Annotated in this window: 22 protein-coding genes; 12 read left to right on the top strand and 10 right to left on the bottom strand. The window is 50.7% G+C overall.

Translation table 11 applies throughout. The features are described from left to right. Positions 1 to 2: 2 nt before the first annotated feature. Positions 3 to 1,796 carry a tetratricopeptide repeat protein gene (locus tag K1Y77_RS05510; RefSeq protein WP_264430735.1) on the bottom strand — a complete coding sequence of 598 codons (1,794 nt, stop codon included), beginning with the start codon at positions 1,794 to 1,796 and terminating at the stop codon, positions 3 to 5. Positions 1,797 to 2,063: 267 nt separating this feature from the next. Here K1Y77_RS05510 and hemA point away from each other — a divergent pair, with 267 nt between their 5' ends. Genes hemA through K1Y77_RS05535 form a run of 5 tightly spaced genes read left to right on the top strand, consistent with a single transcriptional unit; the run spans position 2,064 to position 6,613 of the window. Continuing rightward, positions 2,064 to 3,374, top strand: coding sequence for a glutamyl-tRNA reductase (gene hemA / locus K1Y77_RS05515; protein ID WP_264430737.1), 1,311 nt, complete (start codon positions 2,064 to 2,066; stop codon positions 3,372 to 3,374). Next, positions 3,371 to 4,459, top strand: coding sequence for a peptide chain release factor 1 (gene prfA, locus K1Y77_RS05520; RefSeq protein WP_030070240.1), 1,089 nt, complete (start codon positions 3,371 to 3,373; stop codon positions 4,457 to 4,459). The genes hemA and prfA overlap by 4 nt, the downstream gene beginning before the upstream one ends. Positions 4,460 to 4,473: 14 nt before the next feature. Further along, complete coding sequence (prmC, locus tag K1Y77_RS05525; protein WP_030070241.1) at positions 4,474 to 5,319, top strand: peptide chain release factor N(5)-glutamine methyltransferase; 846 nt, start codon at positions 4,474 to 4,476, stop codon at positions 5,317 to 5,319. 33 nt (positions 5,320 to 5,352) lie between these two features. Next, positions 5,353 to 5,853, top strand: coding sequence for an Lrp/AsnC ligand binding domain-containing protein (locus K1Y77_RS05530; protein ID WP_030070242.1), 501 nt, complete (start codon positions 5,353 to 5,355; stop codon positions 5,851 to 5,853). Between the two features lie 4 nt (positions 5,854 to 5,857). Further along, entirely contained in the window at positions 5,858 to 6,613 is a 756-nt protein-coding gene (locus K1Y77_RS05535; protein ID WP_030070243.1) for a HesA/MoeB/ThiF family protein, read from the top strand. A gap of 120 nt (positions 6,614 to 6,733) precedes the next feature. Here the strand turns inward: K1Y77_RS05535 and ahpF are convergent, their stop codons facing one another. Continuing rightward, the gene (gene ahpF / locus K1Y77_RS05540) at positions 6,734 to 8,290 is read right to left on the bottom strand and encodes an alkyl hydroperoxide reductase subunit F (RefSeq protein ID WP_030070244.1); all 1,557 of its coding nucleotides are present in this window, start codon (positions 8,288 to 8,290) and stop codon (positions 6,734 to 6,736) included. 202 nt (positions 8,291 to 8,492) lie between these two features. Continuing rightward, positions 8,493 to 9,056, bottom strand: a complete 564-nt coding sequence (gene ahpC / locus K1Y77_RS05545; RefSeq protein WP_030070245.1) for an alkyl hydroperoxide reductase subunit C — start codon at positions 9,054 to 9,056, stop codon at positions 8,493 to 8,495. A 339-nt stretch (positions 9,057 to 9,395) separates the two neighbouring features. Between ahpC and K1Y77_RS05550 the strand changes: the two genes are divergently transcribed. The 4 genes from K1Y77_RS05550 to K1Y77_RS05565 all read left to right on the top strand — a co-directional run bounded on the left by K1Y77_RS05550 (position 9,396) and on the right by K1Y77_RS05565 (position 13,558). Then, positions 9,396 to 10,499, top strand: coding sequence for a polyamine ABC transporter substrate-binding protein (locus tag K1Y77_RS05550; RefSeq protein ID WP_030070246.1), 1,104 nt, complete (start codon positions 9,396 to 9,398; stop codon positions 10,497 to 10,499). Between the two features lie 92 nt (positions 10,500 to 10,591). Further along, the gene (locus tag K1Y77_RS05555) at positions 10,592 to 11,776 is read left to right on the top strand and encodes an ABC transporter ATP-binding protein (RefSeq protein WP_030070247.1); all 1,185 of its coding nucleotides are present in this window, start codon (positions 10,592 to 10,594) and stop codon (positions 11,774 to 11,776) included. 31 nt (positions 11,777 to 11,807) lie between these two features. Beyond that, on the top strand, positions 11,808 to 12,716 hold the full coding sequence (locus K1Y77_RS05560; protein WP_030070248.1) for an ABC transporter permease subunit: 909 nt from the start codon (positions 11,808 to 11,810) through the stop codon (positions 12,714 to 12,716). Beyond that, positions 12,716 to 13,558 carry an ABC transporter permease subunit gene (locus tag K1Y77_RS05565; RefSeq protein WP_264018551.1) on the top strand — a complete coding sequence of 281 codons (843 nt, stop codon included), beginning with the start codon at positions 12,716 to 12,718 and terminating at the stop codon, positions 13,556 to 13,558. Before K1Y77_RS05560 ends, K1Y77_RS05565 begins: the two co-directional genes overlap by 1 nt. Before the next feature lie 23 nt (positions 13,559 to 13,581). Here K1Y77_RS05565 and K1Y77_RS05570 read toward each other — a convergent pair whose 3' ends face one another. Further along, positions 13,582 to 13,791, bottom strand: coding sequence for a CPXCG motif-containing cysteine-rich protein (locus K1Y77_RS05570; protein WP_264018550.1), 210 nt, complete (start codon positions 13,789 to 13,791; stop codon positions 13,582 to 13,584). Positions 13,792 to 14,095: 304 nt separating this feature from the next. On the opposite strand from K1Y77_RS05570, the gene K1Y77_RS05575 reads away from it, so the two are divergent. Then, positions 14,096 to 14,524, top strand: a complete 429-nt coding sequence (locus tag K1Y77_RS05575; RefSeq protein ID WP_030070251.1) for a DUF3617 domain-containing protein — start codon at positions 14,096 to 14,098, stop codon at positions 14,522 to 14,524. 103 nt (positions 14,525 to 14,627) lie between these two features. Here K1Y77_RS05575 and K1Y77_RS05580 read toward each other — a convergent pair whose 3' ends face one another. After that, on the bottom strand, positions 14,628 to 17,768 hold the full coding sequence (locus K1Y77_RS05580) for an efflux RND transporter permease subunit (RefSeq protein ID WP_264018549.1): 3,141 nt from the start codon (positions 17,766 to 17,768) through the stop codon (positions 14,628 to 14,630). After that, positions 17,768 to 18,835 carry an efflux RND transporter periplasmic adaptor subunit gene (locus tag K1Y77_RS05585; protein ID WP_264018548.1) on the bottom strand — a complete coding sequence of 356 codons (1,068 nt, stop codon included), beginning with the start codon at positions 18,833 to 18,835 and terminating at the stop codon, positions 17,768 to 17,770. Before K1Y77_RS05585 ends, K1Y77_RS05580 begins: the two co-directional genes overlap by 1 nt. A gap of 192 nt (positions 18,836 to 19,027) precedes the next feature. On the opposite strand from K1Y77_RS05585, the gene K1Y77_RS05590 reads away from it, so the two are divergent. Beyond that, a complete protein-coding gene (locus tag K1Y77_RS05590) occupies positions 19,028 to 20,212 on the top strand; it encodes a BaiN/RdsA family NAD(P)/FAD-dependent oxidoreductase (RefSeq protein WP_030070254.1) in 1,185 nt (394 codons plus the stop codon). Positions 20,213 to 20,324: 112 nt separating this feature from the next. On the opposite strand, the gene K1Y77_RS05595 is transcribed toward K1Y77_RS05590, so the two are convergent. The 4 genes from K1Y77_RS05595 to K1Y77_RS05610 all read right to left on the bottom strand — a co-directional run bounded on the left by K1Y77_RS05595 (position 20,325) and on the right by K1Y77_RS05610 (position 22,434). After that, positions 20,325 to 20,630: a YqjK-like family protein gene (locus K1Y77_RS05595; RefSeq protein WP_264430745.1), complete on the bottom strand. Its 306-nt coding sequence runs from the start codon at positions 20,628 to 20,630 to the stop codon at positions 20,325 to 20,327. Beyond that, the gene (locus K1Y77_RS05600) at positions 20,599 to 21,003 is read right to left on the bottom strand and encodes a phage holin family protein (RefSeq protein WP_264430746.1); all 405 of its coding nucleotides are present in this window, start codon (positions 21,001 to 21,003) and stop codon (positions 20,599 to 20,601) included. Before K1Y77_RS05600 ends, K1Y77_RS05595 begins: the two co-directional genes overlap by 32 nt. Beyond that, complete coding sequence (locus K1Y77_RS05605) at positions 21,003 to 21,335, bottom strand: DUF883 family protein (RefSeq protein ID WP_030070257.1); 333 nt, start codon at positions 21,333 to 21,335, stop codon at positions 21,003 to 21,005. Before K1Y77_RS05605 ends, K1Y77_RS05600 begins: the two co-directional genes overlap by 1 nt. 79 nt (positions 21,336 to 21,414) lie before the next feature. Then, the gene (locus K1Y77_RS05610) at positions 21,415 to 22,434 is read right to left on the bottom strand and encodes a phospholipase A (protein WP_030070258.1); all 1,020 of its coding nucleotides are present in this window, start codon (positions 22,432 to 22,434) and stop codon (positions 21,415 to 21,417) included. Between the two features lie 201 nt (positions 22,435 to 22,635). Here K1Y77_RS05610 and mscK point away from each other — a divergent pair, with 201 nt between their 5' ends. Further along, the gene (mscK, locus tag K1Y77_RS05615) at positions 22,636 to 26,010 is read left to right on the top strand and encodes a mechanosensitive channel MscK (protein WP_264430752.1); all 3,375 of its coding nucleotides are present in this window, start codon (positions 22,636 to 22,638) and stop codon (positions 26,008 to 26,010) included. Positions 26,011 to 26,040: the final 30 nt, after the last annotated feature.

Raw genomic sequence — 26,040 nt, forward strand, 5'->3', positions numbered from 1 at the left:
TATTAGGGCGTGCTTAACGGCGTTAGTTCAGGATGACGCTTAAGTAAGTCATCGATTTGCGGGTGATAGCTTGCCTGCTGAAGAAATCGTTCAATGAGTTGGCGCGCTTCTTCACTGCGCCCTAGTGCGTGAAGTACTTCCGCTAAATGAGCAGCAATTTCTTGGTCTGGCATTTGCGCATAGGCGCTTTCTAGCCAGGCAAGTGCATCGTTTGGCTTACCAAGCCGAAAATAAACCCAGCCCATACTATCGAGAACTGCTGGGTTGTTAGGGTCTGCTTCATAAGCGCGCTCTATTAACTCACGGGCTTCTTCAAGACGCCCTTGGAGGTTAAGGTCGGCTAGCGTATAGCCCAACGCATTTAATGCTTCGGCGTTATCAGGCTCAGTACGCAATATTTGACGTAGATCGTTCTCCATGGCCTGTACATCGCCCCTTTCCCATGCATGCATTGCCCTTAAATAAAGCAGGCTAGTGTCGTCTGGTGTGCGGGTAATTTCTCTATCGAGCAATGCCGTTGCTTCTTCTTGCAGATTAAGTTCATCGAGTAGCTGTACTTCTAGCATTACCAGATCGCCGAAGTAGTTGTCATAGCGCATTCGCTCAATGCGCAGCATAGCGCGAGCATCTAGCAGGCGATCATTTTCAATCAGCATGCGTGCGGCAGTGGCCCTGGCCGGTAGAAACTCGTTGCCACCTTGTACTTGCCGATAATAAAGCAGCGCGTTATCAACTTCACCTTGGGATTGAGCGATAGCTCCCAGTAAAAAGTAGGCTATGTCGGGCACGCGGTCCTGGCCAATAAGGGGCTGTAGTAGCCGATACGCGGGCTCGCTATGGCCTTCTTCCAGGTAAAGTTGGGCGAGAGCAATGCGCAACTCTTCATTACCACCATGTGTTTCTAGCAGGGTGTTGGTTTGTGTTTCTGCAGCAGCAATATTGTTCAGACGAATTTCGGCCTGGGCGAGCATTAATATAAAACGGACATCATCAGGTGCTAAATCTAACCCTTGTTGAGCGGCTCGTTTAGCATCGCGATGATCGCCTGTCTCTAGTGCCAGACGTGCCTTAGCCAGCCACAGAGCGGCAGAAGCGGGTGAGTGCAGGGTTACTTGATCTAGATACTGTTGCGCTTGACGCGTTTGCCCCAGGACGGACTCGATCAATGCAGCGCCAAGCAAAACATCACTATGGAATTCATTTTGCTGAGCGCCAGGCTTAGCAAGATAATCGCGCAGTGGCTGAACTAACAGGTCCAGCGGTGCCTCTTCAGCCACGGCAGCCTCAGAAAAAGCGGCTATTTCGCCGTTGCCTCCTGCTTGAGTAATTGCTAAACGTTGCTCTAGGCTATCCAGCCAATCGCCTCGTTGTAACGAGAGCGTTGCCAGCAATCTGTTTGGAAGTTCTGCTTGGGGTGCTAGTTCACGCCAGCGTATCGCTGAGGCTTCCATTAATGCCACATCATTACCAAAGCGTGCGGCAAAGGTAGCACGTTCGGCCAGTGCGGCATTGCTATAGCGCCTAGCAGCTTCCAAGTAGCCTTGGCTGGCATAGCGATAATCACCCCGCTGTCCGGCAAGTTCTGCTGCCAGCAGCGAACCGAGTCCTTCAGCGTCCAGCCCACGTGTAATTGGCGGTGCGGAGTGCATGGGATCGTAAGCACTATTCTGAAACCCGTTCTCCTGAGAAGAGGGTGACAGCTGGCAGCCGCTCAATAATAGCGTTGCGGCCAAAGGCAGTAGGGGTAAACCCAGTAATGATAGGGGGTGACCCAGTAGTGTCGCGCGAAGGGGCATGCGTCTCTCGATCAGGTGGCCGAATGCTCAGCATAGCGGCTTGGTTGCCTGCGGCAAAGTGGTGTGCGCCAGAACATGCTGTGCTGTGATAGAATATTTCACTTTGAAAACGAAGTAGGGTGGTGCAATCCATGGTACCTGTTCATAGTATCTATCCTAGTATTTACCCTAGTATTTACCCACTCCTCAAACTTGCTTGAGCAAGTTTCGGACCTTTAGACCGATAAGTGACGTGACGACCGATCCACTAGCGAAGACGCATAACGCATGACGCTTCTTGCCCTGGGAATAAATCATCGTACTGCCAGTGTGGCCGTACGTGAGCAGGTGGCTTTTACGCCAACGCAGCTAGAAAGCGCGTTGACGGAACTGCGCAACCTGCCACAAATTAGCGAAGCGGCAGTGCTTTCGACGTGTAACCGTACCGAACTTTATTGTGTGACGGATGCCGCTGGTGAGCACGCCGTGCTGGATTGGCTTGGGCGCTTTCATAACTTGCGCGTCGAAGACCTCACCCGCTGCGCTTACCATTATCTTGACAACGATGCTGCGCGCCATCTAATGCGTGTTGCCGTTGGCCTGGACTCTATGGTGCTGGGTGAACCACAGATACTTGGCCAGTTAAAGGATGCTTATCAGCAGGCCCGCCAAGCCAACGGGCTGGGGGGCGAACTAGAGCGGTTATTCCAGCACACGTTTGCGGTGGCCAAGCAAGTACGCACGGAAACGGGTATCGGTAAAAACCCGGTCTCAGTCGCGTATGCGGCTGTCAGTATGGCGAGCCGTATTTTTGATGACTTTAGCCGTGCCAAAGCGCTTTTGATCGGCGCAGGAGAGACCATTGAACTGGTCGCGCGCCATCTTCATGAAGCGGGCGTGCGACATCTTACGGTAGCCAATCGGACCCGTGAGCGCGCTGAGCAAGTATCTTCCCCACTTGGGGGGACCGCTATTACGCTGCCAGAAATACCAGAGGCGTTAGAGCAGGCGGACATCGTCATTTCTTCTACTGCCTCGCCACTGCCTATTCTTGGAAAGGGGATGGTGGAGCGTGCGCTGAAGAAGCGCCGCCATCGCCCGGTCTTTATGGTCGATATTGCAGTACCTCGTGATATTGAGCCCGAAGTGGGTGAACTGGCAGATGTTTTTCTTTATACCGTTGATGACTTACAAGAGGTCATTGAGGAGAACCGTCGTCACCGTCAGGTCGCCGCCGATCAGGCCGAATCACTCATAGAGCATGGGGTGGGCAGCTGGCAGCACGAACGACGAATTCGTAATGGCGGTGAAATCATTCGCGACTATCGACGTCACGGTGAGGCCATTCGTAACCATTCTCGCGAGCAAGCCCTTGAGCGGTTAGCAAAGGGCGAAGATCCTGCCAAGGTGATTGAACGCTTAGCCCACCAGCTGGCGAACCGTTTGATGCACCAGCCTACACTTGCCCTGCGCGACGCTGCATCCCAAGAAAATAACGAATTGCTGAATGCCGCGCCCAATCTACTACTGCCTGCTAAGCCTGCTTTTGAGCAACCAGTGGCCGCGGTAAAACGCCAGAAGGATGATACACCCGCATGAAAGAAACTTTGCGCCAACGCCTAGATAGCTTTGCCGACCGCTTCGAAGAGCTGGCAATGCTGCTGTCTGATCCTGAGGTGATTAATAACCAGCAGCGTTTTCGCGACTACTCCCGAGAGTACGCTGAATTAGAAGAACTGGTGGCCGCCTGGCAGCGTTACGGTGCGGTGGAAAAAAGCATCGAAGAAGCCGTGCAGTTAAGCCGCGATAGCGACCCAGATATGCGCGAGCTAGCGGAAATGGAAATCAGTGACGGGCGAGAGCAGCTAGAAGCGCTGGACACCGAGCTGAAGCGCTTGCTGGTACCTAAAGACCCCGATGATGGCCGCGGCGTTTTCTTAGAAGTGCGTGCAGGAACGGGGGGAGATGAAGCGGCTATTTTTGCTGGCGATTTGTTTCGTATGTACTCCCGCTATGCTGAAAAGCGCGGCTGGCGCGTTGAGGTGGTCAGCGCAAGCCACGGTGAGCAGGGCGGCTACAAAGAAGTTATTTCTCGGGTGAAAGGCGATGGAGTTTATGCACGCTTGAAGTTTGAGTCTGGCGCGCACCGCGTACAGCGGGTGCCTGCGACAGAATCGCAAGGCCGGATACACACGTCTGCCTGCACGGTAGCCGTGATGCCTGAAGTGGACGACGTGGGGGATATTGATATTAACCCTTCAGACCTGCGCGTTGATACCTACCGTTCAAGCGGCGCGGGGGGGCAGCACGTTAACACTACAGACTCCGCTATCCGTATTACTCACCTACCTACCGGCGTGGTGGTGGAGTGTCAGGAGGAGCGCAGTCAGCACAAAAACCGCGCAAAGGCGATGTCGTTGCTGGCAGCGAAGCTAAAACGTAATGCGGTTGACTCACAGCGCCAAGAGCAAGCCGACGCTCGCCGCTCCTTAGTAGGCTCAGGAGATCGTAGTGAGCGCATTCGTACCTACAATTTCCCCCAAGGTCGTATTACCGATCACCGTATTAATCTGACGCTTTATAAGCTAACGGAAGTCATTACCGGTGAGCAGCTTGATGATGTGATTGAACCGCTGATTCATGAATACCAAGCAGAACAGTTGTCGGCCCTTCAGGACGCTTAATGAGCTTTGATGTGCTGACTTTCGATGTGCTTTTGCGACAAGCGACGACTCGACTGCAGGCGGTAGGTTCGCCTTCCCCTAGAATTGATGCCGAAGTGCTGCTCAGCCACGTTACGGGCCATGACCGTACGTGGCTATATACTTGGGGTGACCGCCATTGCCCTGTCTGGGAGCATGCAAGATTCGCTGCATTAGTAGCTGCACGTGCTCAGGGAATGCCGATTGCTTATTTGACCGGCGAGCGTGAGTTTTGGGGGCTGCGATTGGCAACATCGCCAGATACGCTGATTCCACGGCCTGATACAGAAACTCTGGTAGAAGCGGTGTTAGCGCGTGCCCAGGCATCAGAAGGAAGGTTTCTTGATCTGGGCACCGGTACGGGTGCTATTGCACTTGCCTTTGCCAGTGAAAAACCCAACTGGCAGGTAATGGGAGTAGATATTCGCCCAGAAGCGGTGGCGCTTGCCACACGCAACGCACAAGCACTTAAAATCGTTAATACTCAGTTCAAGGTTAGCGATTGGTTTAGTGAGCTTGCACCGTCTACTCAAATGACTGTATTTGACATTATTGTGAGTAATCCACCCTATATTGCTGCTGACGACCCGCATTTGTGTCAGGGGGATGTGCGGTTTGAGCCACGATCTGCGCTGGTGGCGGGTGCTGATGGCATGGCTGATTTACTGCACTTGATTACCACGGCCCGCGAGTACCTTTCTCAAGGCGGCTGGCTAGCTCTAGAGCACGGGTATACACAAGCGGCCAGCGTGCGTCATGCGTTAGCGTGTGCAGGCTTTCAAAACGTTGAAAGTATGCAAGACGTTGGAGGTCATGAACGGGTTACTCTAGGGCACCTTTAATAACTGCCTGATTCATCAGTATTGGATCCTGCCATGAAACCAAAAAATAGAACGCTGGACCGAATCGATCTTAAAATTTTGCGCTGTTTGCAGGAAAACGCGCGAATTTCCTATGTCGATCTTGCCGCTGAAGTCGGCTTATCCACTACCCCTTGTTTAGAGCGTGTTAAACGCCTTGAACGTGCGGGCATCATTCGCGGCTATCAAGCTATACTTGATCCACAAGCACTGAAAGCCAATTTGTTGGTGTTTGTGGAGATTAGCCTGGAAACTCAGTCACCTGCTGTATTTGATGAGTTTCGTCGGGCGGTTGAGAAACTGCCGCAAATCCAAGAGTGTCACTTGGTGTCCGGCCAATTTGACTACATTTTAAAATGTAGAATTCCTGAGATGTCGGCATATCGACAGTTACTAGGCGACGTAGTACTGACATTGCCGGGAGTAAAAGAGTCTAAAAGTTACGTGGTAATGGAGGAAGTGAAAGAGAGCTTCAGCTTACACGTACCTGATTTCGAGGAATTTGAGGATAAGTAGCCTAATGATGGATGATCAGGCGCTGCTACGCTATAGCCGCCAAATTATGCTGCCTGAGGTTGATATTGAGGGGCAGGAACGCCTTAGAAGCGCTCATGCTCTCATTATTGGTGCGGGTGGGCTTGGTTCCCCAGTGGCTCTTTACTTAGCGGCCGCTGGCGTTGGCAAGATAACCATTGCGGATGCCGACACTGTAGAGGTGTCAAACCTGCAGCGCCAGATTGCTCACCAACAGGCAAGTATCGGCTCTAATAAAGCGCGTTCAGCAAAAGCGAGCATGCAGGCGCTTAACTCTGAGTGCCATGTTATCGCTTTGGAACAGCACGTTGATGGCCAGGCGCTTGAGGCGCTGGTCGCAGCGGTAGATGTGGTGTTGGATTGCACGGATCGTTTTTCGAGCCGCTATGCGATTAACGCTGCCGCTCATCAGGCCGGCGTACCACTGGTCTCTGGAGCGGCCATTCGTTTTTCTGGGCAGTTAGCGGTTTTTGATCCTCGTAACCCTACATGCCCCTGCTATGCGTGCCTATACCCGCCAGGGGACAGCGAAGATGAAGCCTTGAGCTGTGCTGAAAGCGGGGTAATGGCACCACTGGTTGGATTGATCGGCTGTTTTCAAGCGATAGAGGCTTTTAAGCTGTTGAGCGGCACAGGGAAGCCGCATCAAGGCCTTTCCACTTTTGAAGGCCTGAGTGGTCAGTGGCGCCACTTCCAAGTGCCTCGCGATCCTGCTTGCCCCGTGTGTGGTCGCGCTGGTTAGCCATACGGGTAAAAAAACGCCCGCTGAGCAGCGGGCGTGACGTCACGGTCTTTACGTCAAAGGAACAACCTAAAGGGCGGTAGGGGATCCGCCCAGCAGGCTAGCTAATGTCGAATCAGGTTAGTGGCGAATCAAGTAGTCAAACGCACCAAGTGATGCTTTTGCACCTTCACCCATGGCGATAATAATTTGCTTGTACGGCACGGTGGTAACGTCACCTGCGGCAAATACGCCAGGTACTGATGTCATGCCATGAGCATCGACAATGATTTCGCCGCGCGGTGTCATTTCAATAGGGGAGCCTTTCAGCCACTCGGTATTAGGCACGAGACCAATCTGTACAAAGATGCCCTCCAGAGCGATGGTCTTAAGCTCGTCAGTGTTGCGATCTTTGTACGTTAAGCCGTTAACACGGCTACCGTCCCCCGTCACTTCTGTGGTTTCAGCGTTTAAAATAATGTCTACGTTGGGCAGGCTCTTAAGCTTTTTCTGCAGCACGGCGTCTGCACGCATTTCACCCATAAACTCGACAAGAGTGACGTGGCCCACAATGCCGGCCAAATCGATCGCCGCTTCAACACCAGAGTTGCCGCCACCAATCACTGCTACGCGTTTACCCTTGAAGAGCGGGCCATCGCAGTGGGGGCAGTAAGCAACGCCTTTGTTGCGATACGTTTGCTCGCCGGGTACGTTCATTTCGCGCCAGCGCGCACCGGTCGCCAGCACGAGCGTTTTACTCTTTAATTTAGCGCCTGACTCGAAGATTACTTCGTGTAAACCACCTTCGGTTTCAGCTGCTTTAAATGTCGTCGCGCGCTGAAGATTCATTACGTCAACCTCATACTCTTTGACGTGTTCTTCCAGGGCGCTAACTAGCTTGGGACCTTCGGTATGGCTGACTGAAATAAAGTTTTCAATGCCCATGGTGTCTGCTACTTGGCCACCGAAACGCTCAGCAGCGACACCGGTGTTGATGCCTTTACGAGCTGAGTAAATCGCAGCGGATGCACCCGCCGGGCCACCACCAATCACTAGCGTATCAAAAGCCGCTTTTTCACTTAGCTTTTTGGCTTCACGCTCAGCAGCGCCTGTATCCACTTTAGCGAGAATCTGTTCTAGGGTCATGCGGCCCTGGTCAAATGGCTTACCATTTAAGTAGATGCTGGGAACCGACATGATTTCCCTGGCTTCGACTTCATCCTGGAACAGCGCGCCGTCGATGGCGACGTGGCGAACGTTCGGATTGAAAATTGCCATCAAGTTGAGCGCTTGAACAACATCTGGGCAGTTCTGGCAGGAGAGTGAGTAATACGTCTCGAACAGCATTTCACCGTCGAGTGCCTTGATTTGATTTAGCAGTTCTTCGGACGTTTTGGGGGGGTGTCCACCCACTTGTAGCAGTGCCAGCACCAACGAGGTGAACTCATGCCCCATCGGGATGCCCGCAAATACCACGCCGGTTTCTTCGCCGGGGCGGTTAATGGCAAATGACGGCGTGCGATTATCCTGGCCGTCAGTTTGCAGTGTAATCTTGTCGCTTAGGCTGCTGATGTCTTCGAGCAAGCCTAGCAACTCACGTGACTTGGCGCCGTCATCGAGGGACGCAACGATCTCGAACGGTTGAGTCACTTTTTCTAAATAAGCTTTCAACTGATTTTTTAAATTGGCGTCCAGCATGACAGTGGCTTCCTCGCAGTCAGCAGTAATGAGTTCTCAACCTAAAACGCTCGCTGCTGTTGAAATGAAAGACAGCATCATGAGAAAGAGCGATAGGGAAAACGATGGTTGCGTTAACACGGGTACTCAAAGAAAGACACCCGGGGTCGCCCGGGTGTCGCGCTGCCTTAAGGGCTACCCTGTATCGGCAGCAGTAGGCGGTTTAGATTTTGCCTACGAGATCTAGAGAAGGAGCAAGTGTCTCTTCACCTTCTTTCCATTTAGCCGGACATACTTCGTTCGGATTCTCACGAACGTATTGAGCGGCCTTCACTTTGCGCAGCAACTCTTCAGCGTTACGACCGATGTTACCAGCGTTGATTTCGACGATCTGGATTTTACCGTCAGGATCAACAACAAAGGTGCCGCGCTCAGCAAGACCCGCTTCTTCGATCAATACGTCGAAATTGCGAGAAATTTGCAAGGTCGGGTCGGCGATCATCGGGTACTGCAGTTTACCGATGGTTTCAGAGCTGTCATGCCAAGCTTTGTGAGTAAAGTGGGTGTCAGTAGACACGCTGTAGATCTCAACACCTAGCTTTTTAAATTCAGCGTAGTTGTCAGCCAGATCGCCAAGCTCTGTCGGGCAAACAAAGGTGAAATCAGCTGGGTAGAAAAAGAAAATAGACCACTGACCTTTCATGTCTGCTTCAGTAACGTCGATAAATTCGCCGTTCAGATAAGCAGTCGCTTTAAACGGTTTTACTTCAGTATTGATCAAGGACATCTATAACGTCTCCAAAATAAGTGAATGACAGTGGAAAAGATTGAGTTTTATTTTAACCAACTACGACTAATAGCTAAAATTGTAAAAATAAATACATGCAATAGCTTAAGGCTATGTGTGTGCATTATTAATATTTAGCTACCTTACAAGTGGGGGTGCAGTGAGCCGATCACAAGAATTTTTCACATGGACTTGCGATAGGCGTCGCTGCACCGCAGAATTCGCTCGTCTGGCATAGTCGCCATAGCTGTTTAGGCGTTTTGGCATAAGCTGAACATCTGAACGATGTGGCAATCCACAACTATTTTTATGATATCGGTTTTTATAAGGAGTAGTGAGATGGGGAATATTCACAAACTTTCAGTGGCCGTTACGGCCCTCTCTTTTGCCGTAGCGGCTGCCAGTGCCCAAGCGAATGAAGTGCGAGTTTATAATTGGTCTGACTATATCGCCCCTGAAACGCTTGAAACGTTTACCGAGCGCACCGGTATTGAGGTGATCTACGATGTGTATGACAGCAATGAAATCCTAGATGCGGCACTTTTATCGGGTCGTTCTGGCTATGATGTAGTGGTTCCTTCTACACATTATTTTACGCGTCAGTTAAAAGCTGGCGTTTATCAGCCGCTGAACCATGAGCTGTTACCCAACCTGGACAACCTTAATCCTGAGTTAATGGGTAACCTGGAAGGTATCGACAGCGGTAGCGAGTACTCTGTGCCTTATATGTGGGGCACCAATGGCCTTGGTTACAATGTTGATCGTGTCACCGACATTTTAGGTGATGATGCGCCCGTGGATAGCTGGGCACTGTTATTCGATCCAGACATTACTAAACAGCTTAGCGATGCTGGCTGTGGATTAGCCATGCTAGACTCTGGTGATGAAATGCTTTCTCCCGCTATGGCATACCTTGGCCTTAGCCCACTGAGTGAAAACATTGAAGATCTTGAAGCGGCTGGCGAACTAATCGCTAACATCCGCGACAACATTACGTATTTCCACTCGTCTCGTTATGTTTCCGACCTAGCAAATGGCGATATCTGCGTAGCAGCAGGTTATTCTGGCGATATTTTCCAGGCGGCCGACCGTGCTGAAGAAGCGGGACGTGATTTCACCATTGCTTACAGCATTCCCAAAGAAGGCGCTGCGCTGTGGTTTGATATGATGGCCGTTCCAGCAGATGCGCCGAATACTGAAAATGCCCACGCGTTTATCAACTTTATTTTAGAGCCAGAAATTGCGGCTGAAATTAGTGAATATGTGCGCTATGCCAACCCTAATGCAGCGGCAAATGAGTACCTGTCTGACGAGTTGCTAAATGATCCTGCCGTATATCCTGAAACGGATGTCATGCAGAACCTCTACGTTGCGGTAGAGAAGCCTCAAGACGTTCAGCGCGCGCGTACGCGTATCTGGAACCGCGTCAAATCAGGCCGTTAATTTAGCCAGCATCTAACAGCGAGCCAAGCGTCTGCGAGGCTCGCTGTCATTTTTTAACGCCCGGTTTCCGGGCCCTTTGATGGGAGTGGCGAATGGTCACTACGCCCCTGTCGAACGAGTCGTCATCTTCTCCTTCGGTGATTCCTGCTGCCGCTCAGCGCGCCCAGGGAAAAACACCACGGTTTGCAGAAGATATCGTGCTTGAGGTAAAGCGTTTAAGTAAGCGCTTCGACGATTCGCTTGCAGTTGATGATGTTAATTTGCAGGTAAAGCGCGGTGAAATTTTCGCCTTGCTAGGTGGGTCTGGGTCAGGTAAATCGACGTTGTTGCGTATGCTCGCGGGGTTTGAAACGCCCAGCGAAGGGCGGATTCTGCTAGGTGGTGAAGAGATCACTTCTATGCCGCCACATAAGCGTCAAATCAATATGATGTTCCAATCCTACGCGTTATTTCCTCATATGACGGTAGCTCAAAATATCGCGTTTGGACTCAAGCAGGACAAGCTAACCGCTTCAGAAGTCGACGCACGTGTGGCGCAAATGCTCAAGCTGGTGCATATGGAGCGCTTCGCTAAGCGCAAGCCGCACCAGCTGTCTGGCGGCCAGCGTCAACGGGTAGCGCTCGCACGCTCGCTGGCCAAACGTCCCAAATTACTGTTGCTGGATGAACCGATGGGGGCGCTTGATAAAAAGTTACGCACTGAAATGCAGCTCGAGGTCGTCGAGATTATTGAGCAAGTGGGTGTTACCTGCATCATGGTGACTCACGATCAGGAAGAGGCCATGACCATGGCTGATCGAGTCGCGATTATGGCTGACGGCTGGATCGAACAGGTGGGTTCTCCAGTAGATATTTATGAAAGTCCGGCGAGTCGAATGGTGGCGGAATTTGTCGGTACGGTAAATATCTTCGAAGGTGAGATCGTCGAAGACGCTGCGGATCACTGTCGTATTGCATCACCCGCCTTATCTCGTCCGATCTACATTGATCATGGCATTACAACGCAGGCGGTAGATCGACGCGTATGGGCGGCACTGCGCCCAGAGAAAATCTGGCTAACCCGTGAGCAGCCATCCGCTGCGTACAACTGGGAAGCAGGTAAAGTGGATGATATTGCTTACTTGGGAGGTTACTCGCTTTACTACGTGCGTACCGCTTCTGGGCAAATGATAAAAGTGAGTATGGCCAATACGGAGCGACGTGGTGATCGCCCAACCTGGGAGGATAGCGTTTATGTCTATTGGGAAGACCACAGCGCTATTGTGCTGAATCGCTAATGTCTCAGTGGCTGACAGGAGATCGCCTATCATGATGCCAGCTCGCATTACAGGCTTCGTAAAGCGGCTGCAACTAGGACGCCGCGCCGTTATCGCGCTGCCTCTTTTGTGGCTTACGCTGTTCTTTTTACTGCCGTTTGCGCTAGTCCTCAAGATAAGCCTTTCAGAAGCGGCAATTGCTATCCCTCCCTATGGGCCGCTCGTTGAGTATGCTGACCAAACGCTCAATATCTTTTTGAATCTGGGCAACTATCTGTTTTTGTTGTCAGATTCTCTCTATGTGGCGGCCTACTGGGGGTCGATAAAAACCGCGTTTGTAGCAACAGTCGCCTGTTTGCTGATTGGTTACCCAATGGCGTACGCGATGGCACGTGCTCCTGGGCGCTGGCAGCTTATTTTGTTGCTGTTAGTGATGCTGCCGTCGTGGACCTCGTTTTTGATTCGCGTCTATGCATGGATGGGTATTTTAAGTAATAGCGGATTGATTAATAACCTATTAATGGGAATAGGGGTGATCGACTCACCATTACGCATGATGAACACCCAGTTTGCTGTCATCATCGGTATTGTGTATGCCTACTTGCCGTTTATGGTACTACCGCTTTATGCCCATCTAACGCGGTTGGATAACTCACTGTTAGAAGCCGCTTCTGATTTAGGGTCGCGTAAGTTGAATACCTTTATTAAGGTCACACTGCCTCTCTCTATGGGCGGAATTATTGCAGGCTCTATGCTGGTGTTTATTCCTGCAGTGGGAGAGTTTGTTATCCCTGAGCTGCTAGGGGGGCCCGATACGTTGATGATCGGCAAAGTGCTGTGGGAAGAGTTCTTCTTAAATCGCGATTGGCCTGTGGCTTCGGCGTTAGCCATGGTGATGCTATTGCTATTGTTAATTCCCATTGTTTGGTTCCATCGCTATCAATCACGGGAGCTTGAATAATGATGAGACTGCGTCGACGCCCAAGCTTCTCTTCCGTGATGTTGGTGTTGGGCCTGTTGTTTCTCTATTTGCCGATGGTTGTGTTAGTGGTTTACTCCTTCAATTCCTCACGGTTAGTGACGGTATGGGCTGGGTTTTCCACGCAATGGTATGGCGAATTATTCCGTGATAAGCAGATCCTTTCTGCCGTATGGACGAGCCTAAAAATTGCCTTCTTCGCGGCCAGTATGGCGGTATGTTTGGGGACGGTAGCCGCGTTTGTAATGACGCGTTATGGCCGTTTCAGGGGAAAGACGGCACTGTCGAGTATGGTGACTGCGCCGCTTGTAATGCCGGAAGTTATTACGGGGCTATCGCTATTATTGTTATTCGTGCAGATGGCACAATTGATTGGCTGGCCGGCGGATCGCGGTATGGCGACTATCTGGATCGCGCATACGACGTTTTGTAGTGCTTATGTGGCGGTGGTTGTGGCAGCGCGGTTGCGTGAAATTGATCGCTCAATTGAAGAGGCCGCTATGGACTTAGGCTCGCCGCCGGTGAAGACTTTCTTCTTTATTACGCTGCCGGTTATTTCACCTGCATTAGCAGCAGGATGGTTATTGGCATTTACCCTTTCATTAGATGATCTAGTAATTGCCAGCTTTGTGTCAGGCCCAGGAGCGAATACGTTACCAATGGTGGTGTTTTCATCGGTGCGCATGGGGGTATCGCCTAAGATCAATGCGCTGGCAACACTGATTATTCTGGCGGTATCGCTTGCGACATTTATTGCGTGGTACTTCATGCGTCGTGGTGAAGCAAAACGTAAAGCGCTACTGCGCCAAGCCGATAGCGCTTAGGTACTAGCGTTAGAGTATTCAAACTAAAGCACATCGTCGTCTCGACCGGTGAGTACTGCTTCTAGCTCACCGGTCATCAGCGAAACAATAATGTGTAATTGAATCGGTGCGCAGCATTGATGACAGTCTTCCCATGTGTCATGACTACCTTGAGAGGTGTCAATCACAAACGTCAGGGGTGTGTCGCAGTAGGGGCAGTAAAAGTCATGATTTACAAGCGCGTCATCTTGCATGGCTATTTCCCCTTGATGTGATCGTTAATGCTTAGTCTATGAAAGGTTCAGTCTGTGTCTATGAAAGGTTCAGTCTGTGAAAAGCGCTGAAGTGAAATAGTAATGGGTTGGTTCAAGCGCCATTGTCCTGGGCGTGGCGGTTGGCAGCGTGCAGTGACGAGTATTCGGGGCCTGAGAATAACCTTCCCGACAATAATAAGTCATAAGGTAATAGTGTAGCAGCGTGCCTGCTCGGTAGGGCATGTGAGTAATGAATCAGGTAGGATAATAACGTATTCCTTAAAGCCACCTAGAGATGAGTGCGATGATGAAACGATACATGGCAGTAGCGGCCTTTTTGGCCTTCCCGATGGTTGCTCAGGCAGAAACCCCTAACGTCACGCCTGGCGAGTGGGAGTTTGTCAGCGTGACCAGCATGAGTGGCGACATGCAAATCCCAGATCAAACAGAGACCGAGCGTCAGTGCATCACCCAAGAAGAGCTAGACAGCGCTGAGTTTGGCTTCATTGAAGAGGAAGAGGGCTGCGAGCTGCTCAACCAGGATATGAATGCCGATGGTCTTTCCTACAGCATGGTATGCCGTGCCGATGGCGGTGAAGCGACTATCGATGGCGAAATGCGTTTTATGGGTGAGCAGATTGAAGGCAATGTGGATATATTCACACAGTCGCCAATGGGTGAGCTGAGCATGAAGACCGTCATTGAGGGTGAGCGTATTGGTGACTGTGACTAATACGTCAGTTAGCTTATCTTCATGATCTAAAAAGGCGCCTGTGTGGCGCCTTTTGTGTGTTGAGGGTAGGCGAGGGAGCTTGCCATCTTGGCATGGTCTTGCGTTAACGCTCGGGAGTATCAAGCGGCCTATGATGAGCAGTGGGGGCGCTGGCTATCTCTTCTTCTAGCTGGCGTTTAACTGCCCCTGGAGAGCCTGAGTAGCGTGCAAGAAGGTCATAAGCGACGGGGACTACAAACAGAGTAAACACGGTCGCAGAGCCGACACCTGCCATAATAACTGTGCCGATAACCAACCGTGATTCTGCGCCTGGGCCGCTTGATAATATCAGCGGTATTGCGCCTGCCATGGTGGTTACCGCTGTCATTAGGATTGGCCTTAGGCGTGTTACTGATGCCTCAATTAAGGCAGAGCGAAACGCCTGTCCTTCATCGCGTAGCTGGTTGGCAAACTCAACAATTAAGATGCCATTTTTAGCGGCAAGGCCAATGAGCAGTACTAAGCCTACCTGACTATATATATTAAGTGACTGCCCGCTAAGCAGCAGCGCAAGCAGCGCACCACTCATAGCGAGTGGAACAGTCAGCATAATGACAAAGGGGTGAATTAAGCTTTCAAACTGAGCAGCGAGTACCAGAAAAACCACCACAGCACCGAGCACTAATAAAAACATAGTGGCACCACTGGCCTGTTGGAAGTCGCGGGAAGGGCCTGCAAGATTTGTTTGTACCTCTTCAGGCAGTACGCTGTCAGAAGCTTGCTGTAAGTACTCAAGCGCTTCACCTAGCGGGTAACCATCCGCTAAGTTGGCTTCAATGGTAATGGCGCGAACACGATCAAAGCGATTCAATGTGCTAGCACCAGCGAAGTCAGACAGGCTTACTAGGCTTGCCAGTGGAATCAGTTCTCCTGAACGCGCTGAGCGCACTTGAATGTTGTTCAGCGCACTTGGGCTGTTTTGGCCACTGCGGTCGCCCTCAAGAATGACATCATACTCTTCGCCGTCATCCACGTAGCGAGTAACGTTACGCCCTCCTAGCAGTACTTCAAGCGTGCGGCCTATTTCAGTGACAGTAACGCCTAACGCTGCAGCGCGTTCGTAGTTGATATCTACGCGTAACTGAGGTTGTGTTTCATCGTAATTACTTTCGATCGCGGTAATGCGTGGGTTGTTTTCACGAACGTGGGTAATCAATGTGTCTCGCCAGCGTGCTAAATCTTCGTAAGTGCCACCTCCAAGTACGAATTGCACAGGTTTTTGTGTGCGTTGTCCAAAGCCTTGACGCATAACGGGAAAGGCTTGGACACCCGGTAGCGAACGTAGTTGTTGGCGAATATCGGCCATGATTTCCCAAGCGCTACGTCGGCTGCCCCAGTCGGCCATGTTAACGATAATAAAACCGCTGTTAAAATTTTCGATATTACCGAAACCGCGTGGTGCACGAACCACGATTCGTTCAAGCTCACCACTTTCTACAAAGGGGGTCAGCCTAGTCTCTATTTCATCCATGTAGTCCATCATGTAGTCGAATGTTGCACCTTCAGGACCGTTGACAAGAACAATGAAATTGCCACGATCTTCTTGTGGGGTATATTCATTAGGCAGCTCGGTTGCTAGCCAAGCAGTGGCTGCTATTAATAGGAAAAATAGTGCGACGACTAGCCACTTAAGTGTTAGTACGATTTCTAATGCGCGCTGGTACCGACGCTGGGTGCCCGCTAGCAACCACTGAACGGCTTTACCAATGCGGCTATCGTGCATGCCTGGCTTGAGTATTTTAGAAGCCATCATTGGCGTAAGGGTAAGGGCTAACAGTGTTGAGACAACAACCGCTGCCGCCATGGTAAGTGCGAACTCTGAAAATAGCCGACCAATATCCCCCTGCAGCATGCTGAGGGGGACAAAAACGGCCACTAGAACTAGCGTGGTAGCGATAACCGCGAAGGCGATCTGGCGTGTGCCTCTAAATGCGGCGACTAGGGGAGTTTCTCCATAGTCGTGCATCCGCCGATTGATGTTTTCAAGCACTACAATGGCATCATCAACAATCAGTCCAATCGCCAGCACCAACGCCAATAGCGTGAGTAGATTAATCGAAAAATTCATGGCGGCCAGGGCGGTAAAAGCCCCAATGACAGCAATAGGCACTGTCACGGCAGGGACCAACGTGGTGCGTAGATTTCCTAAGAACATAAACATCACCACAACGACCAGGCCCATGGCGATAAACAGCGTCATTACTACCTGCTCGATGGCACCGGAAACAAACACTGAGGCATCGAAGTTGAGACTTAATGACATGCCTTCAGGCAACGTACCTTGGAGCCGTTCAAGCTCTTGTTGTACAGCTTCAGATAACTCCACTACATTTGCGGTTGATTGCATGATCATGCCCAATCCCACCATAGGGACTCCATTGGCACGAAATACAGACCGATCCTCTACCGAGCCTATCTCGACGCGAGCGACATCGCCCAATCGTACTAGGTAGCCATCGGCACCCTCATTTAACGCAATCTGCTGAAAATCATCAGCGGTCGCAAAGCTACGTGGCAAACGTACGATAAATTGGCGATCTTCAGACTCAATTGACCCTGCGGGTAGCTCAACATTTTCAGCACGTAGAGCATCTTCGATATCTCCTACGGTCAGTCCTCGAGCTGCTAGCGCGTTGCGGTCCAGCCAAACGCGCATTGCGTAATCACGTCCGCCGCCGACACGTACCCTTGCCACGCCGGGCTGCACCGATAGGCTGTCTACCAGAAAGCGATTTGCATAATCTGTCAGTTCGGTAATGGAGTAATCCGCTCCGGAGAGACTGAGCCAAATAACAATCGTTTCGCTACTGTCAGCTTTGGTGACTTCAGGGTTATCAGCATCATCTGGCAGGTTGCGCAGCGCCCCTGAGATACGGTCGCGGATATCATTGGCAGCAGCGTTGATATCCATAGTGATAGCGAATTCAATTTCAATTCGCGAACGACCATCCTCGCTTTGCGAAGTAATCAACTCAATGCCTTCTACCCCGGCAATACGGTCCTCTAACACTTGAGTAATGCGTGTTTCCACAACGCTTGCTGATGCGCCAGGGTAACGGGTATCAATACTAACGATGGGAGGATCAACCGTTGGATATTCTTGTAGCGGCAGCCGGTTCAGTGCCAGTAAACCAAACGCGATAATCAGAGCAGCAATCACCATTGCCAGCACTGGGCGTTGAACTGAAATGTCGGATAAACGCATTAGCGGTCAGCCTCTAACAGCGAGCGAATACCCGTTTCTTCATCGGCGATGCCTAATAAACGGACTTCTTGACCATCTCGAGCGAGCTGTAACCCATGAATCACTATCAAATCGCCTGCGCTAATACCCTCAAGTATTTCTACGTCACCGCTTCTTCGCTCACCGATCATGACTTCTCGACGCTCTAGCCGGGGCACATCGTCAGGTCGCTCGATTAACATAACAAAGTGACGGTTGCCACTGGGTTCGATCGCTGCTTCAGGTAGAACAAGCGTATCGCGAACACGCTGTTGAACCACGACTTCCATTAACATACCAGGCCGCAGACGAAGCCCTGGATTTACCATTTCAGCACGAACGCTAACGCTGCGGGTTATGGGATCAATACGAGTGCCAATGCTGGAAATTTCACCGCTAAAGATTTCTTCAGGGAATGCTGCCGTCGTAGCACTTAGCTTGAGGCCAGTGGACAAACGTCCCAAAAATACTTCAGGCACTGTAAAGTCGAGTTTCATGACATCTAATTTATCAAGTGTGACAAGCGCCATACCGGGTGTCACTAACGCACCGACACTAACGTTGCGAAAGCCAACACGCCCGCTAAACGGGGCATGTAAGCGATAATTTGACAATCTGGCTTCTAACGCTTGTGCGTCGGCTTGCGATTGGCGTAAACGAGCCTGGGTATCTTCTACATCAGCACGAGGGGCAAGGTTACGTTGTTGCAGTTGGGTTGCTCGGCCCAATGCATTGCGACGTTCATCATTAAGCGCTTGGGCAGCCCTTAATTGAGCCTGCTCTTCAGCATCTTCCAGACGAATTAACAGCCTTCCGCGTTCTACTTGCTCACCATCTTCAAAATTTATTTCAGCAATCGTGTCAGTCACCGTAGCGGAAAGTGTCACGCTTTCATCAGCATTTAGAGTGCCTAACGCTTCAAGTGGATCAGACCAGGTGGTTATGGCGGCGTAGTGACCGATAACGCTGGGGGGGGATTGTGCCAATAAAGGGCTAGTCCCTAACAAGGTAACTAACAAAACAGAAAAGATACGTTTACAAACAAACATAGGCGTCTCAGCATTATCAAAAGTGCGTAGTAGTATCACTTAGAACTCTGCCGCGTCAGAGCGTAAAAGGGCAGGCGATGCTATTTTCTTAAATAAATGTACGTTATCTGTACATCTACTTTTTAATGTACAGCAATTGAGCGCTATTTACCTGTTAAGATGCCTCTCTTTTTTATCCTGGGAGCCTAATATATGGTCTACGACGTCGTCGTTATTGGTGCAGGTGCCGCTGGTTTAATGTGTGCTGCTCAAGCAGGGTATTCAGGGCGTCGTGTGCTGGTCGTGGATCATGCCAATAAGCCAGGCAAGAAAATTTTGATGTCTGGGGGCGGTCGCTGTAATTTTACCAATCTGGATACCACGCCTCAGCACTTTTACTCTTCAAACCCCTATTTTTGCATTTCCGCATTAAAACGTTATCGCCCTGAGCATTTTGTATCGCTGGTGGAGCGACATGGCGTCGAGTATGTGGAAAAAGCCCCAGGGCAGCTTTTTTGTGAGAACTCTGCTAAAGAAATAGTTCGCGTCCTCCTCACCGAATGTGAATGGGCAGGCGTTAAAGTGTCGCTTAGTACCTCAATCTCTAAAGTAGAAAGGGTTGGGGATAGCATGCGCTTAACTAGCTCGATGGGAAGTATTGATGCGGGTACGGTAGTGGTAGCTACCGGGGGGTTGTCGATACCCACGATGGGGGCGACAGGGTTCGGTTATGAGATCGCCCGTCAGTTTGGATTAGAGATTTTGCCTACTCGCCCTGGATTGGTGCCGTTTACCTTGAGCGATAGTTGGAAAGAGCGAGCGGCAATCCTTTCTGGCGTTAGTGTGCCGTGCGAGGTTAGCTGTAACGGAAGACGCTTTAATGAACCAATGCTATTTACTCATCGTGGTTTGTCAGGCCCTTCGATGCTGCAAATTTCCAGCGTTTGGGAACCAGGCGATGCTATCGATATTAATTTACTGCCCAGTGAAGAGGCGGCTGACGCATTACGCTACGCACGCCGTACGGCGCCTAAACGTCAGCTGTCCACTTGGCTGGGGGAGCGTTTTCCAAAGCGTTTTGCACAAGCGCTGTTGGAATGGTACCCGGATGCCAATCTTGCCAACCCTTTAGCAGAGTACAGCAACGATGCGCTTGATAGTTGGGCACAGCGATTAAACCGATGGCAGTTAAAACCATCCGGCACGGAAGGGTGGCGTACAGCAGAGGTGACCATGGGAGGGGTAAGCACGGAAACCATTTCATCAAAAACGTTTGAAGTAAAAGACCTTCCACAACTTAGGTTTATCGGTGAAGTGCTAGATGTAACGGGGGAGCTGGGAGGATATAACTTTCAGTGGGCTTGGGCGAGCGGTGTCGCTTGTGGGCAATCATGCTAATAAGCAAAGAAAACTGGGCCGTGACTGAATAGCGTATAAAAAAACGCTTATAAAACGGCCCAGCTTAACGCCTTTCAACGAGCTAATAGCGGAGTGTGTTGACAGTAAATAGCTAGCCCGCCACTTTGGCTAATAACTTCAGCTTACGTATCAGCATATAGCTTGCTAGGGCTTTTCTGCCAACGGCCATTGCGCCACCAGGATGGCGAAAAATACGCACGGCAGCAACGCCACCGATTATATACAAGGGCAGCTTGAGCCTACGCCAGTTACTGTCTAAGGGTGAAGCAGCGTTCGTCAGCGTATCGCTATCCACTAAAATATCGATACGTTGCTGTTCTAATTCAGCTAACAGCAAAGCTTTACGTTCTGCTCGGCTAAGAGGCTTATTGACGGTGTTGGGACGAGTCATCGTCATTAATCTCCAGCAGAGCACGGTCAGCAGCAAGTTGCTTAAGTGTTTCTTTTAGTAGCGTATGCTGCTTCGCTTGACGCATGGCTGCTACTGCCAACAAAAAACTGATGGCAATAAGCACGCCTGCGCTAACGCCGATCGCAGTAAGCCGATAGGTATCCCAAAACAGCACTACCACCAGCGCAGTGAGTGTCGCGACGCCTAATAGCAGTAACAATAAGCTAGCCCCTGCCAGCAAGAGCAGGGTGAGTAAACGAGCACGTTCTTCTTCTAATTCTAGAACCGCCAAACGGAGCCGAGTTTCACCATTGGCAATTAATGATTTCAGCAGGCGTTTGGCAGCAGAGAAGACGCGTTGTGTAGGCCCTAACGCCATTAGCGACGACCGAGAAGCATACCCACTACTAAGCCCGCGGCAGCACCAATACCAATGCTAGCCCATGGGTTTTCATGTACGTAACGATCACAGCAGTCAACTTGCTGAGATAATGTTTCACGGGTGTCCTCATAAAGTCGTTCACCACGTGCTTCTAGGCGCGCTCGTGTATCTTTCAAGCGCTTTTCAGCACGCTCTCGAAGGTCGCGCATTTCGCCACTGGCATCTTTGGACGTAGCGTTCATCAACTCTTCGACAGTTTCACTCAGGTGGCGGAGGTCTTCCTTCAGCTGGTCAGCACGAGCAGAAGTATCAGTATTACGTTTGGCCATGATGTCATCCTTTGACGAGTGAATATAAATAAGTACAGCTCAAGCATAGCAGCCGTTAACTATAAGACAACCTCAAGCGCTAACGGTTCAGCCCAGTCGCACTGAACAAGGGATTCAAACTAAAGCCGATGCTAAGGCGATGGACGCGATTGTTGTAATCAATCATGCTTTCTCCATAACCGTAGTAATACTGCACATGAGCACGGACATTGTTGAACGCAGGCCAGCTGTAGTCTATCTGGGTGCCGTAATTGCCAGCGCTCGGGTTGCCACGCAGTTGTCCAGCTACTTCGTGGTTACGATTAAGTCGTTTTGCCAAACGTAGGTCGCCATAGCCAACAAAGCGATCAATGTCTGGGTTGTCATCGTCGCTTTCAGACTCAGGGACACGCCAATGTGGCGCTAATGAAAGTGCCCAATCACCGCGCTGAAACGTACTTTCCAAATAGACTCTATTCCAGCTGCGTGAAAGCGGGTCTGAACGGCCATTGGATTGATGGATAAAGGACAAGCGATTACGTGTATTGACCCAGCCCAACGCGCTCCACGCGTTATCAAAATCAATAAAAATTTCAGGTTCGTAATTGGTTTCCCGGAAGGGGGAGGAGGCATCGGTGTTATAGGCTTGCCACCAGCTACGCTGTGTGTAAGCAAAATAGACGTCGCCAATATCACCAAACACATCCTGAGCTAGGTTGAACTTGGCACTAAACTGAAATTTCACTTCGACATCATTAGGTGCGGAGTCTTCAGAAATGCTGCGAAAGTTTTCGGTATTCTGATTGGTGTTATAGCTAACGGGCAAAAGATAGTTGGTACGGTGAGTCGTAATCGCAAACGGGTTGCGTGATGATTCCTGCTCTAGCTGACGGCGATCACTGAGGTCCTCAAGTGCCTCTTCTTCGGGAAGTAGCTGGGGGCGGAAAGTGAACTCGTTTGCTGTTGGTTCTTCAACGTGTTGTAGCTGCTGGCGCAGCTGATAAAGCTCGGTATTGAGTGCGCGGATGCGCGCTTCAATTTCCTCGCGTGACTCTGCAAAGGCATTTTCAGTGCCTAGTAGTACAATTAAACTAGCTAACAGCAGTTTTCGAATGACCATCAACATGGCTCGCAAAAAAATAGAAGGCAATTATCACAGTCTCTTCTAACACGCCCATCGTGTAAGTCAATATATCCTGTTCAGCAAGCGCGTTAGATTGCGTAAGACGCCAGAACGCCTGACAATGATCACCTTACAAATGGTCTTCGTGGTTAGGCTTCTTAGTTGGGGTAGTATTCATGTCGATGAGGCATAGGTAACGTGGTTATAAACGCGCTGAAGGTACTCTCTAAGCACTTCTCTAAGCACTTTTCTAAGCACCTCTCTAAGCTTTTCTGTGTTTATTTATTGTTAATATTTACTGGTGCCGGATACGCGCAAACACCGCTGCTTGAGCAAGTCCCCTCTGAGGCACAGTTATCTGAACGATTAGCTGAGCTTGAGTCTCAAGAAAGTGAGCTGACCACAGAGCAGAACCAGGTTAAAGAAGCCTTGTCTGCTGCATTACAAAGCTACGAGCGTCTCCACGCGGTTGAAGAACGCCTTAGCGCGTTAGAAGAGCGGGTTGCTCAGGCACCTGAAATACTGCTCCGCCTAGAACGCGAGCTAAATGCCGCTGAAGAGGAAAGCCAGCAGTTGTCGCTAGGTAACCTTAGTGACATGCCGCTGGAGGAGCTAGAAGCACAGCAAGCAGAAGCTGTGGTAGAGCTTCAGCAGTTGCAAAGCCAATTGGCTGAAGTTAACTCGCAGCTATTGGCAGCACAAACGCTGCCTGAGCGTGCTCAGCAAGCCATTTCAGATGCGCTGCAACGCGCTGAAAGTTTACGGCGCCAAGCGGATGAGCGAGAAGCGCTGCTAGGCGATCGGCAGCTGTCAGCGCGCAACGATGCACAATTAATTCAGTGGCGCATTGAGCGTGCCCTTGCTGAGCAGGAGGTTAGCCTCAATCAACGCGAACTGAGTGCTAATAGTCGGTTACGTGAGCTGGCACAAGAGCGGCGGGAGCTTATTGAACTACAAATAGATCAGCAGGAACAGCAGCTTAACTTATTGCAAGGTGTCATTGACCGCCAGCGGCGGCTGCTTTCTGAGCAGGCCATTGCGGATGCAGCAAAAAATGATCCGCTGATCGCAGAAGGGCATCCAGTGGTGCTCAATGCCCAGCAAACTAACCAAGCACTGAGTCTTGAATTGCTGCGGGCCACGGATCGAGCGAATGGCATTATACGTGAAAATATTGAGGCCCAGCGCCAGTTAGATCATGTGCGGCAACTTCAGCGCAGCCTTAATGAGCAAATTGACGCTATTCGTGGTAGCCAGCTGTTATCACGTATTCTAAGGGAGCAGCGACAGTCATTACCTCTGGTTGCGCCAAAGCGTAATTTGCAGGATGAGATTGCCGATCTGCGTCTCAAGCAATTTGACTTGATTCGACAGCGTGATCAGCTACGCCAAAGCGATCGTTTGGCGGCTCAGCGCTTGCAGGAAGCAGGGGTAGATGTCACGCCAGGGCTAGTGGACTCCCTAACGCGGCTTTATCAGTCGCGCCGTGAATTAGTAGAGCAGCTTGAACAGTCCTATGGCAGTCTGCTCAGTGCCGCGATTGAGCTACAGCTAAATCAACAACAGTTATTAACAACAACGCGAGATTTACGGGCAACTATCGATGAGCAGCTATTCTGGGTAGCGAATAGCCGTCCTCTGGATTTCAATTGGTTACGACAAATTCCCCATAACCTTCAACTGGAGTGGCGAGAAGGTGAGTGGCGGGCAATTTTGCCCTCTCAATGGCAAGGCTTCTCCTGGCAAATGCTAAGTGGCGCGCCGGTTGTTTTACTTGGCGTAATGCTGATTGGGCTGCGCCGACGGATTAAGTCACGGCTTGAGCTAATTCATTCACAAATAGGCCGGCTGAAAAGTGATACTCAGTTACATACAACAAAGGCTGTGCTTTTAAACGTGCTATTGGCATCGCCAGGCCCACTGGGTTTGGCAGGGATTGGTGTTGCTCTAAGTGAAGCTGAAGGAGCATTAGCAAGTAGCGTTTCACCCGCGCTAATGCAGCTGGCGCTAAGCTGGGCGGTTGTGGCTTTAGGGCGTCGTCTTCTTGTCCACGATGGTGTTGCAGAGCGTCATTTTACTTGGGCGCCAGCTTATACATCGCGGTTGCGTAAACTGCTGGGTGGATTGGGGGTAGCGTTAGTTCCGGTGGTTGCTATTGCTGCGCTTTCAGGGCAAATGGAAACAACGCTAGCGTTACGCCCGGTGGCGATCGGTCTCTTTGCCGCAGGTTTAATAGCCATGAGCTGGTGGCTGGCACTGTTAATCCTAGCTCATGTACCGTTTTTCGGTGTGCGACTCTTTCGGTTGGTGTTAGGGCTTGCCATGGCGTCGGTACCGCTTGTGCTGCTAGGGCTGGTGCTCTGGGGCTATGAGTATACGGCTTTGCAACTGGTGGCTCGCTTTGCGATAACGCTTTACCTGTTGGGCTTGTGGGTCGTGGTTGAGGCTACCGTTGTTCGTAGCCTAGCAGTGGCGGCCCGCCGGTTAGCGTATCGACGTGCGCTTGCCAGGCGTCGTGCTCAAGTGCAAGAGGGGGCAGAAGGTGGGTTGGAGGTCGTTGAAGAGCCACCTTTAGATATGGAAAAGATCAACTCGCAATCCTTACGCTTATCAAAGTTGATTTTGTTAATCGGCTTCAGTGCCCTGCTGTATCTTGTGTGGTCAGACCTGCTGGCAGTGTTGGGGTATTTGGATCAAGTAGCCATATGGGATGCGGAAGAGGGTGATTTAGTCGGTGACGCGCTATCGCTTTCCGATGTATTTACGGCGCTGCTGGTAGTTGCTATTACCTTTATTATGGCGCGTAACTTGCCTGGTTTGTTGGAAGTGATGGTGCTTTCACGCCTGTCATTAAAGCAGGGCAGCGCTTATGCCATCAGTTCACTACTCTCTTATACCATTGTGGGTACGGGGGTTGTGATGGCGTTGGCGACGCTGGGCGTTTCATGGAATAAATTGCAGTGGCTGGTGGCTGCACTAAGTGTCGGCTTAGGCTTTGGGCTTCAAGAGATATTTGCCAACTTTATTTCCGGCTTGATTATTCTATTTGAACGCCCAATTCGCATTGGCGACACTATCACGCTCGGTAATCTTCATGGCACGGTGAGCCGAATTCGCATACGGGCCACTACCGTGACTGACTTTGACCGAAAAGAAATCATCATTCCAAATAAAACGTTTGTAACGGATCAGCTCATCAATTGGTCGTTGTCAGATAATGTGACCCGAGTGGTGCTAACTTATGGGGTTGCTCATGGCTCTGATTTGCCTTTAGTGCACGCACTACTGCGTCAAGCTGCCGATGAAAACCCTCGCGTGCTAGAAGATCCAGAGCCTCAGGTTTTCTGTCTGAACTACGGTCCGCACAGCTTGAATTTTGAGGTGCGTATTTTCGTTAACGATTTGCTTGACCGCCTGTTTGCTGCTGACGAAGTTAACTGCCGAGTTGACGAGCTGTTCCGTGAAGCAGGGGTACGGGTGGCCTTCGAACAAATGGACGTGTGGTTGCACCGTGACCCAGGTGAGTCTGTTAAAGTGCAGTCAGCTAACCAACTGCCTTCTGCTAACCGCTAATTACCATTAATCGATAGGTTTAAGATTAGC

The sequence above is a fragment of the Halomonas qaidamensis genome, assembly GCF_025917315.1.
Classification (GTDB): domain Bacteria; phylum Pseudomonadota; class Gammaproteobacteria; order Pseudomonadales; family Halomonadaceae; genus Vreelandella; species Vreelandella qaidamensis.

Bases quoted from the DNA above. Each gene is read 5' to 3' on its own strand.
- K1Y77_RS05510 (WP_264430735.1), bottom strand. From the start codon at position 1,796: ATGCCCCTTCGCGCGACACTACTGGGTCACCCCCTATCATTACTGGGT.
- K1Y77_RS05610 (WP_030070258.1), bottom strand. From the start codon at position 22,434: ATGGTCATTCGAAAACTGCTGTTAGCTAGTTTAATTGTACTACTAGGC.
- K1Y77_RS05590 (WP_030070254.1), top strand. From the start codon at position 19,028: ATGGTCTACGACGTCGTCGTTATTGGTGCAGGTGCCGCTGGTTTAATG.
- K1Y77_RS05530 (WP_030070242.1), top strand. From the start codon at position 5,353: ATGAAACCAAAAAATAGAACGCTGGACCGAATCGATCTTAAAATTTTG.
- K1Y77_RS05570 (WP_264018550.1), bottom strand. From the start codon at position 13,791: ATGCAAGATGACGCGCTTGTAAATCATGACTTTTACTGCCCCTACTGC.
- K1Y77_RS05605 (WP_030070257.1), bottom strand. From the start codon at position 21,335: ATGGCCAAACGTAATACTGATACTTCTGCTCGTGCTGACCAGCTGAAG.
- ahpF (WP_030070244.1), bottom strand. From the start codon at position 8,290: ATGCTGGACGCCAATTTAAAAAATCAGTTGAAAGCTTATTTAGAAAAA.
- K1Y77_RS05600 (WP_264430746.1), bottom strand. From the start codon at position 21,003: ATGGCGTTAGGGCCTACACAACGCGTCTTCTCTGCTGCCAAACGCCTG.
- K1Y77_RS05575 (WP_030070251.1), top strand. From the start codon at position 14,096: ATGATGAAACGATACATGGCAGTAGCGGCCTTTTTGGCCTTCCCGATG.
- K1Y77_RS05560 (WP_030070248.1), top strand. From the start codon at position 11,808: ATGATGCCAGCTCGCATTACAGGCTTCGTAAAGCGGCTGCAACTAGGA.
- K1Y77_RS05565 (WP_264018551.1), top strand. From the start codon at position 12,716: ATGATGAGACTGCGTCGACGCCCAAGCTTCTCTTCCGTGATGTTGGTG.
- K1Y77_RS05550 (WP_030070246.1), top strand. From the start codon at position 9,396: ATGGGGAATATTCACAAACTTTCAGTGGCCGTTACGGCCCTCTCTTTT.
- ahpC (WP_030070245.1), bottom strand. From the start codon at position 9,056: ATGTCCTTGATCAATACTGAAGTAAAACCGTTTAAAGCGACTGCTTAT.
- K1Y77_RS05535 (WP_030070243.1), top strand. From the start codon at position 5,858: ATGATGGATGATCAGGCGCTGCTACGCTATAGCCGCCAAATTATGCTG.
- K1Y77_RS05555 (WP_030070247.1), top strand. From the start codon at position 10,592: ATGGTCACTACGCCCCTGTCGAACGAGTCGTCATCTTCTCCTTCGGTG.
- K1Y77_RS05580 (WP_264018549.1), bottom strand. From the start codon at position 17,768: ATGCGTTTATCCGACATTTCAGTTCAACGCCCAGTGCTGGCAATGGTG.
- hemA (WP_264430737.1), top strand. From the start codon at position 2,064: ATGACGCTTCTTGCCCTGGGAATAAATCATCGTACTGCCAGTGTGGCC.
- K1Y77_RS05585 (WP_264018548.1), bottom strand. From the start codon at position 18,835: ATGTTTGTTTGTAAACGTATCTTTTCTGTTTTGTTAGTTACCTTGTTA.
- prfA (WP_030070240.1), top strand. From the start codon at position 3,371: ATGAAAGAAACTTTGCGCCAACGCCTAGATAGCTTTGCCGACCGCTTC.
- K1Y77_RS05595 (WP_264430745.1), bottom strand. From the start codon at position 20,630: ATGACGATGACTCGTCCCAACACCGTCAATAAGCCTCTTAGCCGAGCA.